We start from the raw sequence: 15,297 nt of genomic DNA, 5'->3' as shown, positions 1-15,297 counted from the left end.
AGACAAGCGCATAAACTTGTACAAACAACCACAAGGACGTGAGAAAAAATGCGCTTTTTTCTAAAACAGGCTGCAGCAGCCATCATCATATGCTCTCTTTTATGCTCTTCATACCAAATCGCTGAAGCACAGCCTTCCCTTCATGTCAGCGCAAGAAGCGCGATTGTCATGGACGGGCAATCCGGACGGGTATTGTTTGCGAAGGATGAGCATGAAAAACGGCGCATTGCAAGCATTACGAAGATTATGACAGCCATTTTGGCCGTGGAATCGGGCAAATTGGATGAGACAGTCACGGTCAGCGACAGGGCGGTCAAAACGGAGGGATCATCAATCTATTTGACAAGCGGGCAAAAGGTGAAGCTGAAGGACCTTGTTTACGGTTTGATGCTGAGATCGGGAAATGACGCAGCTGTTGCGATTGCTGAGCATGTGGGCGGAAGCCTGGAAGGGTTTGTCTACATGATGAATCAAAAAGCGGCCGACCTCGGCATGGAAAACACCCTGTTCCGCAATCCGCACGGACTCGATGATCACCCTGACCACTATTCCTCGGCCTATGATATGGCGCTTTTGACGAAATATGCGATGACAAACGAAACGTACCAAAAAATCGCCGGAACGAAGCGCTATAAGGCAGAAACGATGCAAGGCATCTGGAGAAATAAAAACAAGCTTTTAACAGGGCTTTACGAATACAGTACAGGCGGGAAGACGGGATATACCAAGCTGGCGAAGCGCACGCTGGTCTCCACTTCATCGAAAGACGGAACCGATTTGATCGCCGTCACCATCAATGCCCCTGACGACTGGAATGATCATATGAACATGTTCAACTATGTATACGGCCACTACAAAACATATATCATCGCCAAAAAAGGCGAGGTTCCGAAATTAAAAGACTCTTTTTACGGGAATAAAGCTTTTATTAAACGGGATGTCACATATTTGTTAAACGAAGATGAAAAAGAAGACGTGAAGGTTGACATCGAGCTTCTTAAACCGAAAAAATCGTGGCGTAAAAACAAAAAAGAAATCCCGGACATCATCGGGGAAATGAACGTCATGTTCAACGGAAAAACGATTGCAAGTGTACCGATCTATTATGAAAACGAACGCAACAAAAAGCCGAAAAAATCGTTTTTCGAGACCTTTCAATCCGTATTCCAAAAAGCGGCAGGCGGTTCATCATGGTCAATATAATCTGGGTCGGCTTAACGGTGATCGGTCTGGTGTTTGCGCTTTTCAACGGAACGGTTCAGGAAGTCAATGAGGCCGTATTTAAAGGTTCGAAGGAAGCTGTCACGATTTCGATCGGCCTGATGAGCGTCCTTGTTTTTTGGCTGGGGCTGATGAAAATCGCCGAACAATCCGGGCTTCTCGAAAAATTCAGCAGGTTGTGCCGGCCGTTCATTTCAAAGCTGTTTCCCGAGATCCCTCCGGATCATCCGGCGATGGGGTATATTTTATCCAATTTAATGGCCAACTTTTTCGGATTGGGCAATGCGGCGACACCGCTCGGCATTAAAGCAATGGAACAGATGAAGGCGCTCAACCGGAACCGCAGGGAAGCGAGCCGCTCAATGATCACCTTTCTGGCGGTCAATACGTCAAGCATTACCCTGATTCCGACGACCGTCATCGCGGTCAGGATGACATATGATGCAAAGGCGCCGACAGACATCGTCGGGCCGACCATTTTGGCGACTTTAATATCGGGAATCTTTGCGATCTTCATCGACCGATACTTTTATTATAGAAGAAAAAGGAAGGGGTGAGCATTTGGAATTCATCAATTGGCTTTCTCTGGCCCTTATCCCGTTTATCATCGCCACGATTCTGCTGTATGGCACATTCAAAAAAGTCCCGACTTATGAAGCGTTTGTTGAGGGAGGGAAGGAAGGAATCCAAATTGCGTTTTCCATTATCCCTTATTTGGTCGGTATGCTTGTAGCGATCACCGTTTTCCGTGCTTCAGGGGCGCTCGATTTTTTTATGAATCTTTTAAAGCCTGTATTTTCCGCCGTGGGAATTCCGACGGAAGTGGTTCCGCTGGCTCTGATCCGGCCGATTTCGGGAACGGCGGCGCTCGGCATGACCACCGATTTAATCGCAGTTTACGGACCCGATTCGTTCATCGGCCGGCTGGCCTCTGTCATGCAGGGATCGACAGACACGACGCTGTATGTTTTGACTGTCTATTTCGGCGCGGTCGGAATCAAGAAAATGGGGGATGCTTTAAAAGTGGGACTGCTTGCTGATTTAGCGGGGATTATCGCGTCTGTGATTATTGTAACATTGCTGTTTGGAAGCGCCTGATCAACAGGCGCTTTTTTGCTTTTTTAGCCAAAACTGTTTTACTTTTGACGTGAGAAAGGATACATTTAAGGGCGGAGTGCTTCTTTCCTAAGGAAGAAGGCGCCCGCAAACTTGTTTGTTGGTCTGGAAAAAAGTAAGATAATACATGAGGTGAAAGATATGGAACGACTTCAAAAAGTAATCGCCCACGCCGGTATTGCATCAAGGCGAAAGGCGGAGGAACTTATAAAAGAAGGGAAAGTCACGGTCAACGGCAAAACCGTCAGAGAGCTCGGCGTTAAAGTATCAAGCTCAGACCGGATCGAGGTAAACGGCGTCCAGCTTGAAAGCGAAGAACCCGTTTATTTTCTCCTGTATAAACCGAGAGGGGTTATATCAGCGGTTAAAGACGATAAAGGCCGGAAAGTTGTGACCGACTTTTTCACAGAGGTGGAGGAGCGGATTTATCCGATCGGAAGGCTTGATTATGATACAAGCGGCCTCTTATTGTTAACGAATGACGGGGACTTCGCCAATAAATTGATGCACCCGAAATACGAAATTAATAAAACGTATGTGGCAAAGCTGAAAGGCATTCCTTTAAAGGAGAATTTAAAAAAACTTGAGCGGGGCGTACGCCTTGAGGAAGGAAAGACAGCTCCGGCAAAAGTGAAGCTTTTGTCACTCGATAAGAAAAAGCAGACCAGCATCGTCCAAATCACAATCCATGAAGGGCGAAACCGTCAGGTCAGGAGAATGTTTGAAGCCATCGGACACGAAGTGCTCAAGCTGAAAAGGGAAGAGTACGCTTTTTTGAATCTGGCGGGCTTGAAAACCGGGGAAAAAAGAGAGCTCACGCCTCATGAAGTGAAAAGGCTCAGGGCATTGGCTGAACACGGTAAAGCGGCTTTCTAAATTTTCACACAACCTTCAAAAAAGGCAAATGGCAGGCAGTCATGAGATGATATAATGATACTGAATGTCTAAATGAGGGGGCGGATTATGAAAAAAAAGCGTTTTTACATTCGGACAGGCATCCTCCTTGTGCTGCTTGCAGCGCTTGGCTACACGCTGTACAGCGCCGTGTTTCAAAAGACGGAGAGTGTGGCGGTGGGGGAAAAAGCTCCCAATTTTTCGCTGGAGGATGTTGACGGCAACCGTCTCAAACTGGACGATCTAAAAGGCAAAGGGGTATTTTTAAACTTTTGGGGAACATGGTGCGAACCATGCAAAAGAGAATTTCCTTACATGGCGAATCAATATAAAGTGTTTAAGGATCAAGGGGTTGAAATCGTCGCCGTCAATGTCGGCGAATCAAACCTTGCCGTCCGAAACTTTATGAAAGACTACGGCGTCAATTTTCCGGTTGTGCTTGATAAAGACAGGCAGGTTCTGAACGCATACGATGTCACACCGCTGCCGACCACGTTTTTGATCAATCCTGACGGAGAGATTGTCAAAGTCGTGTCTGGCACGATGACAGAACGAATGATCCATGATTATATGAATATGATCAAACCAGAGGGATCGTCATGATGAAAGAAATCAAATGCGAATGCGGCCATGTGAATCCGACGGGCACCGTTTTGTGTGAATCGTGCGGAAAGCCGCTCGTCAAACAGGATGCCAAACTCCTTGACATGCGGTATGACGGAAGTGCGAGACGCTCTCAAACATATAACAAAACAATCGTAGATAAAATATGGAATTTCTTTTCGTCTGTAAAGGTCGGCGTCTGGCTGATCGTCATTACGCTGACAGCATCTGCTTTTGGAACGATTTTCCCGCAGGAAATGTTCCTGCCGCCGGGTGCGCAGGCTGATACATACTACAGCGAACAATACGGGCTTCTCGGACAAATCTATTATACTCTCGGTTTCCACAATCTTTACGGTTCATGGTGGTTTATTGTTCTGGTTGCTTCAATCGGCATATCGCTTGTGATCTGCAGCCTTGACAGGGTCGTTCCTTTGTACAGGGCGCTGAAAAATCAGGGCGTCACGAGAAATCCGAACTTTATGGAGAGGCAGCGCCTTTTCAGCCGGACGGAAGCGGACATGTCTGAAGACACCAGATCACAAATCGTCGGTAAACTGAAGAAAAAACGATACCGAGTCAAAGAAGAAAACGGAAACCTGTTTGCGGAAAAAGGCCGTTTTTCAAGATGGGGCCCATATGTGAACCATATCGGGCTAATCATATTCCTCATCGGTGTCATGCTCAGATTTGTTCCGGGCATGTATGTCGACGAAACCCTTTGGATCAGGGAAGGGGAGACCGTGCCCATCCCGGGAACTGACGGCCATTACTACTTGAAAAACAACCGGTTTACAAAAGAAATGTACGACAGTGAAAAAGAAAAAGAAGTATTTTCAGAGGCGATTACTAAAGCAGGTGACGGTACTGTCGCAAAAACATATCAAACCGATGTTGAACTATATGAAAGAAAAAATGACAGCCTCCCGGGTGAAGCGCCTGAATTGAAGAAAGTGAAAAGCGGCAAGATCAGGGTCAATGACCCGCTGAAATTCGGTTCATATGCACTCTATCAGCTGACTTACAAGGAAGGCGAGCTCGACAAAATGGTCTTTCAGCTGATTGAAAAAGACAGCGGGAAATCTTTCGGCAAAGTGGCAATCAACCTCTTGGAGCCGAAGCCGGAATATGATCTTGGCAACGGTTACAAAGTTCATATTGCAAGCTACCTGCCGGACTTTTATTTTAACAAAGACGGGGAGCCGAGCACGAAAACGAGGAATCCGAACAATCCGGCTTTTGTATTCCAGATCACCGCCCCGGATAAGCCTAAAGGAGAAAAGAGTTTCGTTGCGATTCAGGAAACAATCGAAGGTTCTGACGACAATAAATACAAAATGAAGTTTGACCACGTCGAAACGAAAAATCTCTCAGGCCTCACCATTAGAAAAGATTTGACTTTGTGGGTGCTCATGGTCGGCGGCGCCATCTTTATGATCGGCGTCATCCAGGGGATGTACTGGCACCACAGAAGGATCTGGCTCAGAACGCTGGACGGGCATGTGCTCGTCGCCGGACATACGAATAAAAACTGGTACGGGCTGAAACAGGACTTGAAGGCCGTACTTGAGGATACGGGGATATCCGAACCGGCCGATCAAAAAGAACTGTCAAAGGAAAAAAATAAACGGCCAGCATAGGGAGGGGTTTTCATGGCAGAGTTAAGCGGCAATTTATTGTACGCGGCATTTCTCTTGTATCTCTCAGCGGTCTTCTTTTTTGGCGGCTCCATCAGGAGCAAGGCTTCAGACCGGAAGAAGAAGAACCGCTGGGCGTCGATCGCAGTGTTGATCACGATCATCGGATTTGTATGCCAGTTTGGATATTTTATTGCGAGATGGATCGTTTCCGGACACGCACCGGTCAGCAATCTTTTCGAATTTACAACTGCTTTCAGCATGATGCTCGTTCTGGCGTTCATCATCATCTACTTTATTTACAAGCTGTCTGCTTTGGGGCTGTTTACACTGCCCGTTGTCCTGCTGTTAATCGCATATGCCAGCATGTTTCCGACCGATATCACACCGCTGATTCCGTCGCTTCAAAGCAACTGGCTTTATATTCATGTTACGACTGCAGCTCTCGGACAGGCGATTCTCGCCATCAGCTTTGTCGCCGGCGTGATCTTTCTACTCAAGCATGTGGATCAGTCACAGCCTGGCAAAAAAAACGTTCTGGCTCGAATTTGTCATGTTTATGCTTGTGACAACGCTCGCGTTTATCCTTGTCACGACCTCATTCCGCATTGGGGGCTATGAAGCGCAGTTCAAGTGGATTGATAAAGACAACCAGGAAGACGTCATGATTTACGAGCTTCCCGCTCTGATCGGGCCGAACAAAGGCGAACTTTTAACAGAGGAGAGAATGGAGCCGCTTGTCAATGTGCCGCCTATTTTTTCAGGACGGAAGCTGAATACGGTTCTCTGGTCGTTTGGAACCGGCGCATTGCTTTACGGTGTCATCAGGCTGATCATCAGAAAACGCATCAGTCAGCTTCTTCAGCCGCTCGTGAAAAATGTGAACCTTGACCTTGTCGATGAAATCGGCTATCGATCCGTTTCGATCGGCTTTCCGGTTTTTACGCTTGGCGCGCTTATTTTCGCGATGATATGGGCACAGCTGGCATGGAGCAGATTCTGGGGCTGGGATCCGAAAGAAGTCTGGGCGCTGATTACATTTTTGTTTTATGCAGCTTATCTGCATCTCAGGCTTTCAAGAGGCTGGCACGGCGAAAAATCGGCGTGGCTTGCCGTTATCGGTTTTGCCATTATTATGTTTAATCTTATTTTTGTAAACCTTGTCATCGCTGGACTTCACTCTTATGCATGATCCGTGCGGTGCAGGAAGGTCCGGGCTTTTCGCCGGGCCTTCCGCAGCTTATCGTTTTAAATTGGGAAAGGCCATTCTTAGCTTGGCTTACGATCGCTTTTCTAATAAAATGAATGTAAGAAGATTCAAATCAGGAGGTTTACGATGGAACAGACGAAAGAGACAAAAATATTAGTAGTAGACGATGAGGCAAGAATCAGACGACTTTTAAAAATGTACCTGGAAAGGGAAAATTATAAGATCGAGGAAGCCGAGAATGGCGACGAAGCCATCGATAAAGCCCTGGGCAACGAATACGATTTAATCCTGCTCGATTTGATGATGCCAGGAACCGACGGCATTGAAGTATGCCGCCAAGTACGCGACAAAAAAGCCACTCCGATCATCATGCTGACGGCGAAAGGCGAAGAAGCGAACCGGGTGCAGGGCTTTGAAGTCGGAACCGATGACTATATTGTAAAACCTTTCAGTCCGAGGGAAGTGGTGCTGAGAGTCAAAGCGCTCTTGAGAAGATCATCGCAAACCTCTTATCTGAATACAGATACAACGGCAAAAAATGTTCTTGTTTTTTCTCACTTATCCATTGATCACGATGCTCACAGAGTTATGGCGGACGGAACCGAAGTCAGCCTGACGCCGAAAGAATATGAACTGCTTTACTTCCTGGCCAAAACTCCTGATAAAGTATACGATCGTGAAAAGCTGCTGAAGGAAGTATGGCAATACGAGTTTTTCGGCGATTTGAGAACGGTCGACACCCATGTTAAACGTCTACGTGAAAAATTGAACAAAGTCTCGCCGAAAGCTGCGAAAAAAATCGTAACGGTATGGGGTGTCGGGTATAAATTTGAGGTCGGAAACGAATGAAGTTTTGGAAGAGCGTAGTCGGTAAACTGTGGTTTACCATACTGCTTTTGGTTTCATTTGTCTTATTTATCCTTACGTTCTTTCTGCTTGAGTTTATTGAAAACTACCATGTCGATGAAGCGGAAGCTGATTTGACAAAGCTCGCCAGCAAGGTGGCCGTCATCATGGAAAACCATAAAGACCAGGAGACGGCCAGATCGATCACATGGGAGCTTGCCGATGAACTGACGAGCATCACCGTTATCAAAAATGAGAATGAATATTGGTATTCACCGCGGGAAAATCAAAAAGTGGCTTCCATTACATTAAAAGATATTAAAAATGATTCCGATCTGAACGAAGCGCTTCAGAAGCATCAAAAAGTGCAGAAGCGGACGGTCATCTCCAATCAAAAGAACGATCAGCTGATTGTCGGTGTACCGTACGGGAAAGGCGAAGATGAAGGCATGGTGTTTCTTTCTCAATCGCTTCTTGCCGTGAAAGATACGACACAGCATACGACAAGGTATATTCTCTTTGCCGCTGCGATTGCGATTGTGTTAACGACGATTTTCGCTTTCTTCCTGTCAAGCCGGATTACCTACCCGCTCAGAAAAATGCGGCAGGGTGCACAGGATCTTGCAAAAGGGAAGTTTGATACGAAGATTCCGATCCTGACCCAGGATGAAATCGGCGAGCTGGCGATTGCCTTTAACCAAATGGGGCGCCAGCTGAAGTTCCATATTACAGCGCTCAATCAGGAAAAGGAGCATTTGTCGAATATCTTAAGCAGTATGGCAGACGGCGTGATCACCATCAATATCGACGGGACGATCCTTGTGACTAACCCTCCGGCTGAACGCTTTTTACAGGCCTGGTATTATGAGCAGAACATGAATGTAAAAGAAGGCCATGAACTGCCTCCTGAAGCGCGCGAGCTTTTTCAAAACACCGTCGGCACGGAGAAGGAGCAGATGATTGAAATGACCCTGCAAGGCAGAACATGGGTGCTGCTCATGAGTCCGCTGTACAATCAGTCACATGTGCGCGGAGCGGTCGCCGTTTTGAGGGATATGACGGAGGAAAGACGGCTTGATAAGCTGCGAAAAGATTTTATCGCCAATGTCAGCCATGAGCTGAGAACACCGATTTCGATGCTTCAAGGGTACAGTGAAGCAATCGTTGACGACATTGCAAGCTCTGAGGAAGAAAAAAAGGAAATCGCGCAGGTCATCTATGACGAGTCTTTACGAATGGGAAGGCTTGTGAATGATTTGCTGGACCTTGCCAGAATGGAGGCGGGCCATATTTCCTTAAACGTAGAACAGGTGGAGCTCCGCGAATTTTTCGAGAGGGTGTTCAGAAAGTTTTACGGAGTGGCCGGTGACAAAGAAATTACGCTTTCTCACAATCTTGATCTGCACGAAGCCAAATTTGTGTTTGATCCGGACAAAATGGAGCAGGTATTAACGAACCTGATTGACAACGCGATCCGCCATACAAATGCCGGCGGCACCGTACATGTCGATGTGCAGTCAGCGCAAAGCGGGCTGAAAATCGCCGTGAAAGACTCGGGCAGCGGCATCCCAGAAGAGGACCTGCCGTTTATTTTTGAACGCTTTTACAAGGCGGATAAAGCAAGGACGAGAGGAAAAGGCGGGACGGGCCTCGGACTTGCGATCGTTAAAAACATCGTCGATGCACACAACGGATCGATCACCGTCCACAGCATGCTGAACGAAGGTACTTCCTTCACGTTTTACATTCCAAGAAATAAGCAGGATGTTGGCCAAATTTGACGAAGAATCTTGTTCCATAAGAAACAAAGAGCACCTGTTCATGAAGAACAGGTGCTCCGTTATTTGAGGGCAACTTGTATCCAAGTTGTAAAATTTCTGCTTATCCTGAAACGTTTTTGCCTTTGTTGCCGTTAAAAGAGTGGGGATTCCAAAAGACAGATGAACATCAGAGGAAATGGATGAAGGATTTGGACAAATGGACTAGTGAAAATCACATATGGACATAATTGCTCCCGTTCTGATCATCTATAAAAGGCCGTTTATTTTTTCTGCGCCTTAAAAGTCCGCCAGCGCTCCAATTGCGGACCGTCAAAGGAAGAGTTTGGTTTGGATTTATGTATAATCTCTATAGAAGGATGCGAGAAACAAAAGAGGTTTCTAGACAAAATAAACTTGAAACAGGGAATGAGTGATGACTTTATGGATAAAACCAAAATACTGATTATAGAAGATGATGAAGCAATTGCTGATTTGCTTGCTTACGGGCTGACGTCCGAAGGTTTTGAAACGTGCACGGTCAATAACGGCTCTTCAGGCATGAGGGAATTAGATCAATTCAAACCTGATCTTCTGCTGCTCGATTGGATGCTGCCTGACTGCAGCGGATTGGATATTTGCAAAACAGTGACTGAAAGCTATAATATTCCGATACTGATGATCACCGCAAAATCAGATGTCACGGATAAAATACTCGGGTTGGAATTCGGGGCCGATGACTATATTACAAAGCCGTTTGATCTGCGCGAAGTTGTCGCGAGAATTCGCACGATCCTTCGGCGTCTGGAACAAGCCTATCATGTGAACGAACGGGAAACGGAAAAAGAGGATGAGATCCGGTTTAAAAATATTGTGATCATCCCGGGTGAAAGACTGGTGAAAAAAGACGGGGCAGCCGTCGAATTGACTCCTAAAGAATATGATCTGCTGATGACTTTGGTTGATCATCGGGGAAAAGTTTTTACGCGTTCAGAGCTTTTAGAATTCATTTGGGGATACGATTTTTTCGGTGACACCCGTACAGTTGATACCCATATTCAAAGACTCCGCAAAAAGCTCGATGCAAGCGACTTGATTAAAACGGTGTTCGGTATCGGATATAAATTCGAGAAGCAGGAGGAGTAGAGAGTGTTACGGACCATCAAGGGCAAGTTTATTGTTGGCTTTTTTCTGATTTTTTCTCTCTCTTTCCTTGTGCTCAATCATACGGTTAAGAACGTGATTTGGTCGAGTAATGAAAAAATTGTAACATCGGATTTAGTCGAACTGAAAAAAAACAGTACCGTCTATGTAAACCAGGCATTTTTAATCAATCATTATAAAAACAATGAACTTTATTTCGGTGATATGGCCGATGAAATGGTAGATAATTTGAATCACTCCACAGGAAGCAATGTCGGTGTTTATACCGTGAATGGCGCATTGTTGTCTGCTTCTGATCAGAAGGCGTTTTCCCGTGGAAGTGATGAAGATCTTAAACAGGCGATCAAAGGAAAGACTGCCTATCATATCACCTATAACCGCAATAAAGCAGAAGTGTTTTTTTCATACCCGGTTGTCGTTGAAGGCACAAAAGTAGGCATATTACGCTTTTCGAAAAATTTCGACCTGCAGTATAAGCAAAGCGGAGAGATTCTGGATATTGTTTTTTACATCGCACTTGCCATATTTTTGGCGGCGTTTCTTTTCTCCTATATCCTGTCCAGACATATCACGATTCCGCTCGTCAAGCTGACAGATGCCACCTCGCAAGTCAAGAAGGGTAAACTGGATATGGATATCCACTTTAATAGAAAAGATGAAATTGGCCAGCTTGCCATCAACTTTAACGATATGATCAGCAGAATTCGAGAACAAATTTTAACTATCGAAAGGGATCGTGACCGTTTAAAGGAATTGAACGAACAAGAAAAACGATTTTTTGACAATATGACGCATGAGCTGAAAACACCTCTGACTTCCATCCAAGGATATGCAGAGATCATAAAAGATAAAGGGGAATCGGATCGGGTGTTTTTTGATAAAGGAATGAACCACATTGTTGAAGAAAGCAGGCGCCTGCATCATTTGGTGATCAAGCTTCTTGAAGTATCCCGGGAACCTGCCAAGGGCGCTCAATTTGACAGGGTCGAGGCAGGGGAAATTTTAAAAGATGTTTGCGAATCGATGAAGTTTCGGGCAGAACGGTATAAGAAAAGGATCACCTGTGACATTGAAGATGGCCTGTACGTTCACAGTCATGTGAGCAGGCTGCGCCAGCTTTTCATCAATCTGCTGGACAACGCCATCAAATACAGCTTATCTCATTCGGAAATCATCATTAAGGCCGAAATCATTGGAGAAACCATTCTTTTTACATTCAAGAATCCAAGTGCTCCATTGGAAAATGACCAACACTCCAAAATGTTCCAGCCCTTTTATTCAGTCAATCAGAAGATTAAGGAAGAAGGAAGTGTAGGCTTGGGATTAAGCATTGTGAAAACAATTGTTGACGAACACGGAGGAACAATCGAGATGTACTACAAGGAAAACCAAACAGTGATTCATGTTGAATTAGCTTACGCAAAGGTTGAGAAATGATGAAAAACAAACCGTTTATCATTTGGGCAGGAGTGCTGTTGTTTCTGGCCATTATCGTGTCCAGTTATAATGTCGGAAAAAGATCGGAAACGATTATCATCCCAAGCGGGGAAGACAATCATGTCGATGACCAGAAGACCCGCCCTTTTCAAGTCAATACGATTTATCGCCTTCCAAAAGCAGGGCAGCTGCTTGGGTGGTCTTCACCGGATTCCGTTGTCGGTTTTTTCAAGGGAGATGGGACATCCGAACGTACAGCGCGCAGTCTTCAGCGCCTTTCCTCCCCCTATGAAAAAGCTGAAATCGTAAAAGGCATTGAAAGCAACATGTCCAACCTGAAAATGTCTCCAGACGGAAAGCGTATCGCCGGAGTCACTTTGTCATTAAGTAAGACATCAATGCAGCTGTTTTCGCCGGCGAACGGAAAAAACACAGAAATCGCCAGCATCTCCGCCAGCAATGAGGTCTATGTCCAAGATGTTTCATGGTCAAATAATAGCAGATACGTTTGTTATCTCGTTTTAAATGCCGGGCAGGGGAATCAGACAAGCCTTCGTGTTTATGATACGGATTCCGGAACGCTCAAAACGTATACATTGAATGATTTTGCGGAGAAAGATTCGCTTACGGGAGTTAACATCTCTGATAATGGACGAGATTTGCTGCTTACCGTGTTGCAGCGTTCCGACGAGTACGGGATTAGAATGGGAACGATTGACGGCAACCGCATCAAAATCCAGGACAAGCGTCTGGACAGCCGCGGCGGGCCTGTTTGGTTAAACAATGATCAATTTGTATTCCTGGACACAGGGGAAACCCTGTACGAATATGATCGCAGAAACGGCGAGCTTTCTGCTCTGCTCGAAAAAGTAACTGTTTTTAAATTCTCAAACGACTTAAAGAAAATCGCTTACTCTTTGAAGGATGAAGACAATATCTATGCAGGCAAGCTTCAAGGGAAAAATATCCTGTATGAAGAACCGATATACCACGGCACCATCCCTTCGGAAATATATTGGAGCCCGGACGGCAACAGCCTACTCGTTAGCGCACAATACCAGTATCCTTCTATGGAGAGTGCATCGGCGCGATTTTTAGAAGAACAAGCTTATATCATCACATTTAAATAACCGATCGTTTTATACTTTAATATCAGGCAAAAAAAACCTTATTTCAGTTAAATACCGAAATAAGGTTTTTCTTTTTATCCATTCCTTTCTCACTATCCCCTTCAAGGTAATAAGTCTTATTATTTACTGATTAACATCCCTCAAAAAATGATGTTTTTCCTCTTTTTGTGACATTTTGTTTACAAGTTGGCCGAACTTCTGCGATATCTTCCCTTTATATTTAAAGAGCATCCTTCTTATAGAACGTTGTCTTGTATGTGACGAGATTAAAAGAAACATAGTGATTGATAATTACAGCTTAAGGAGTTGGAAAAAGTGTTAAATTCACCAAAAGAAGATCGTAAATTGAGCGCACTAGGAAAATTAGTGCTGGGTATGTTGATTGTACTGGGGGTGACTTTGTTATGCATTTCGTGGAATGCACTCGCTGGTCCAAAGCAGGAACCGCTAAAAGAAAATTCCTCCGCTTCAGCACCTGTGACGGGAGGCAAACATAAAGCAGAGAAAAAAGAAAATAAGCAAACAGCGCCGGAAATCGGAAAGGTCGTCTATTTGTCATTTGACGACGGGCCGAATCCTGCGGCTTCAGATAAAATCTTAAGTTTGCTCGATAAGTATCATGCAAAAGCTACTTTTTTCATGTTAAAACCGAATATCGAACAAAATCCCGATATTGTGAGAAAAATGGTTGAAAGCGGCCACTCTGTCGGCTCTCACGGCGTGACGCACCAAGTATCGAAAATCTATAAATCTCCTGAAAGCTTTGCAGCAGAAATGAACGATACGTTGAAAACGATCAAAGAAACGACCAACGTTGACACGCATTTGATCAGATCGCCTTACGGATCAAAGCCTTATATTACCGGTCCATTTCAAGAAGTCATTAAGCGTGACCACTTTAATCTTTGGGACTGGACTGTTGATTCAGAGGACTGGAAATCTGCAAATACAAACGGTCAATTCGTCAATAATGTGATTCAGCAAGTCAATAACCTTTCCGGTGTTGAGCCGCTTGTCGTATTAATGCATGAAAAACCGACAACTGCGGCCCATTTGGAGAAACTATTGAAATACTTTCAGGAAAACGGATATGAAATGAAGCCTATTCATGATTCGATAAAACCGGTTCATTTCAGATGGAATTAAAAAATATGACCTGGATCAACAAGGAAGGGATACTATGGTGAAAATGAGAAAAAGAAAACTAAAGATGAAAAATGTGATATTGTTCGCCCTCGCGCTAGTGATAACGATTGGCAGTGTGGTTTCATACGGGATTTACCGTACCGTCGCAAAATCAATAAATGGAATGTACGAGCCTCTTCACAAGGATGCCGAGCAGAAGGATACTGCTCCGCACGATCCTATATCCATTCTCTTATTAGGGATAGATGAGCGCCCTGGTGATAAAGGACGACCGGATTCTATGATTGTGATGACGATTAACCCGGAGACAAAGAAAACGACAATGACAAGTATTCCGCGTGATACAAGGGTGTTTATCAAATCGAAGAATAAATTTTCGAAAATGAATTCGGCCTACACCTATGGCGGAATTGAAGGGACCGTTGAAACTGTAGAACAATTTTTGAACATTCCCATCAATTATTATATTAAAATCAATATGGATGGGTTTAAAGATATTGTCGATGCAATTGGCGGCATTACGGTGGATAATCGGATTGATTTCACCCTTGAAGGCGTGCATCTGTCAAAAGGAAAGCAGCATCTTAATGGCAAAACTGCTTTGACATATGCTAGGATGAGAAAAGACGATCCCCGCGGTGATTTTGGACGTCAAGAGCGTCAGCGTGAGATCATCAATGAAATCATTCATGAAGGTGCCCAATTAAAATCATTAACAAACTATCAAGAAATTTTGACAGCATTAGAAAAAAACATCAAAACAAACTTAACACTGGACAAGATGATCGATATTCAACATTCTTATAAAGAAGCTGCCAAGGATATTAAACAGATAGAAATTGAGGGTGAAGATAAAAAAGTTGACGGCTTATGGTATCACCTGGTGACTGACGAAAAGAGAAAGGAGATTTCCAAAAAGCTTCGCCAACAATTGGACTTAAAGTCATAAACGGATGAAAATCAGTCCATTTCAAAGGATCCGCCTTAAGGAACGTTCCGATTATGAGTATACGGACGCAGCTTAGTGAGAAAGCGGAAGTTCCTGTAAGCTTGGCACCTGTTCATTTAGAACGGGTGCTTTTATGCTTGTTAAGTTAAAATTAAGCTTAACTTTAGTTAAACCCCCTTTCCATTTT

13 protein-coding genes and 1 pseudogene are annotated in these 15,297 nt (G+C 44.7%); all 14 read left to right on the top strand.

Translation table 11 applies throughout. The annotated features are described in order from the left end of the window. The first annotated feature begins 48 nt into the window (after positions 1–48). The 14 genes and pseudogenes from M1D67_RS12900 to M1D67_RS12835 all read left to right on the top strand — a co-directional run bounded on the left by M1D67_RS12900 (position 49) and on the right by M1D67_RS12835 (position 15,110). Positions 49–1,203, top strand: coding sequence for a D-alanyl-D-alanine carboxypeptidase family protein (locus M1D67_RS12900; protein WP_023857486.1), 1,155 nt, complete (start codon positions 49–51; stop codon positions 1,201–1,203). Then, positions 1,191–1,778 carry a nucleoside recognition domain-containing protein gene (locus M1D67_RS12895; protein ID WP_458117449.1) on the top strand — a complete coding sequence of 196 codons (588 nt, stop codon included), beginning with the start codon at positions 1,191–1,193 and terminating at the stop codon, positions 1,776–1,778. The genes M1D67_RS12900 and M1D67_RS12895 overlap by 13 nt, the downstream gene beginning before the upstream one ends. A 4-nt stretch (positions 1,779–1,782) precedes the next feature. Beyond that, positions 1,783–2,319: a spore maturation protein gene (locus tag M1D67_RS12890; protein WP_023857485.1), complete on the top strand. Its 537-nt coding sequence runs from the start codon at positions 1,783–1,785 to the stop codon at positions 2,317–2,319. A gap of 159 nt (positions 2,320–2,478) precedes the next feature. Next, entirely contained in the window at positions 2,479–3,213 is a 735-nt protein-coding gene (gene rluB / locus M1D67_RS12885) for a 23S rRNA pseudouridine(2605) synthase RluB (RefSeq protein WP_020452003.1), read from the top strand. Positions 3,214–3,297: 84 nt separating this feature from the next. Continuing rightward, positions 3,298–3,834, top strand: a complete 537-nt coding sequence (resA, locus tag M1D67_RS12880) for a thiol-disulfide oxidoreductase ResA (protein ID WP_023857484.1) — start codon at positions 3,298–3,300, stop codon at positions 3,832–3,834. Next, positions 3,834–5,474, top strand: a complete 1,641-nt coding sequence (gene resB / locus M1D67_RS12875) for a cytochrome c biogenesis protein ResB (RefSeq protein ID WP_023857483.1) — start codon at positions 3,834–3,836, stop codon at positions 5,472–5,474. Before resA ends, resB begins: the two co-directional genes overlap by 1 nt. 12 nt (positions 5,475–5,486) lie before the next feature. Continuing rightward, a pseudogene (ccsB, locus tag M1D67_RS12870) lies at positions 5,487–6,663 on the top strand (c-type cytochrome biogenesis protein CcsB). 144 nt (positions 6,664–6,807) lie between these two features. Next, positions 6,808–7,530 (top strand): response regulator transcription factor, encoded by a 723-nt coding sequence (locus M1D67_RS12865; protein WP_020451999.1) that lies wholly within the window; start codon positions 6,808–6,810, stop codon positions 7,528–7,530. Then, positions 7,527–9,308 carry an ATP-binding protein gene (locus M1D67_RS12860; protein ID WP_026579360.1) on the top strand — a complete coding sequence of 594 codons (1,782 nt, stop codon included), beginning with the start codon at positions 7,527–7,529 and terminating at the stop codon, positions 9,306–9,308. The genes M1D67_RS12865 and M1D67_RS12860 overlap by 4 nt, the downstream gene beginning before the upstream one ends. Positions 9,309–9,728: 420 nt before the next feature. Continuing rightward, the gene (locus tag M1D67_RS12855; RefSeq protein WP_101561245.1) at positions 9,729–10,430 is read left to right on the top strand and encodes a response regulator transcription factor; all 702 of its coding nucleotides are present in this window, start codon (positions 9,729–9,731) and stop codon (positions 10,428–10,430) included. Between the two features lie 3 nt (positions 10,431–10,433). Beyond that, positions 10,434–11,885 (top strand): HAMP domain-containing sensor histidine kinase, encoded by a 1,452-nt coding sequence (locus tag M1D67_RS12850; protein WP_079289090.1) that lies wholly within the window; start codon positions 10,434–10,436, stop codon positions 11,883–11,885. Then, a complete protein-coding gene (locus M1D67_RS12845; RefSeq protein ID WP_479831324.1) occupies positions 11,882–13,015 on the top strand; it encodes a WD40 repeat domain-containing protein in 1,134 nt (377 codons plus the stop codon). Before M1D67_RS12850 ends, M1D67_RS12845 begins: the two co-directional genes overlap by 4 nt. 315 nt (positions 13,016–13,330) lie before the next feature. After that, positions 13,331–14,161: a polysaccharide deacetylase family protein gene (locus M1D67_RS12840; protein ID WP_095291563.1), complete on the top strand. Its 831-nt coding sequence runs from the start codon at positions 13,331–13,333 to the stop codon at positions 14,159–14,161. A gap of 34 nt (positions 14,162–14,195) precedes the next feature. After that, complete coding sequence (locus M1D67_RS12835; protein WP_101561042.1) at positions 14,196–15,110, top strand: LCP family glycopolymer transferase; 915 nt, start codon at positions 14,196–14,198, stop codon at positions 15,108–15,110. Positions 15,111–15,297: the final 187 nt, after the last annotated feature.

The organism is Bacillus sp. PK6-025 (assembly GCF_056530265.1).
The sequence above is the reverse complement of the archived record's forward strand: the minus strand, read 5'-3'. Positions and strand labels throughout refer to the sequence as shown.

What these genes read in the sequence shown, in the direction of transcription:
- M1D67_RS12845 (WP_479831324.1), top strand. Translation starts at nt 11,882, where the DNA reads ATGATGAAAAACAAACCGTTTATCATTTGGGCAGGAGTGCTGTTGTTT.
- resB (WP_023857483.1), top strand. Translation starts at nt 3,834, where the DNA reads ATGAAAGAAATCAAATGCGAATGCGGCCATGTGAATCCGACGGGCACC.
- M1D67_RS12855 (WP_101561245.1), top strand. Translation starts at nt 9,729, where the DNA reads ATGGATAAAACCAAAATACTGATTATAGAAGATGATGAAGCAATTGCT.
- rluB (WP_020452003.1), top strand. Translation starts at nt 2,479, where the DNA reads ATGGAACGACTTCAAAAAGTAATCGCCCACGCCGGTATTGCATCAAGG.
- M1D67_RS12860 (WP_026579360.1), top strand. Translation starts at nt 7,527, where the DNA reads ATGAAGTTTTGGAAGAGCGTAGTCGGTAAACTGTGGTTTACCATACTG.
- M1D67_RS12895 (WP_458117449.1), top strand. Translation starts at nt 1,191, where the DNA reads ATGGTCAATATAATCTGGGTCGGCTTAACGGTGATCGGTCTGGTGTTT.
- M1D67_RS12835 (WP_101561042.1), top strand. Translation starts at nt 14,196, where the DNA reads ATGGTGAAAATGAGAAAAAGAAAACTAAAGATGAAAAATGTGATATTG.
- M1D67_RS12900 (WP_023857486.1), top strand. Translation starts at nt 49, where the DNA reads ATGCGCTTTTTTCTAAAACAGGCTGCAGCAGCCATCATCATATGCTCT.
- M1D67_RS12865 (WP_020451999.1), top strand. Translation starts at nt 6,808, where the DNA reads ATGGAACAGACGAAAGAGACAAAAATATTAGTAGTAGACGATGAGGCA.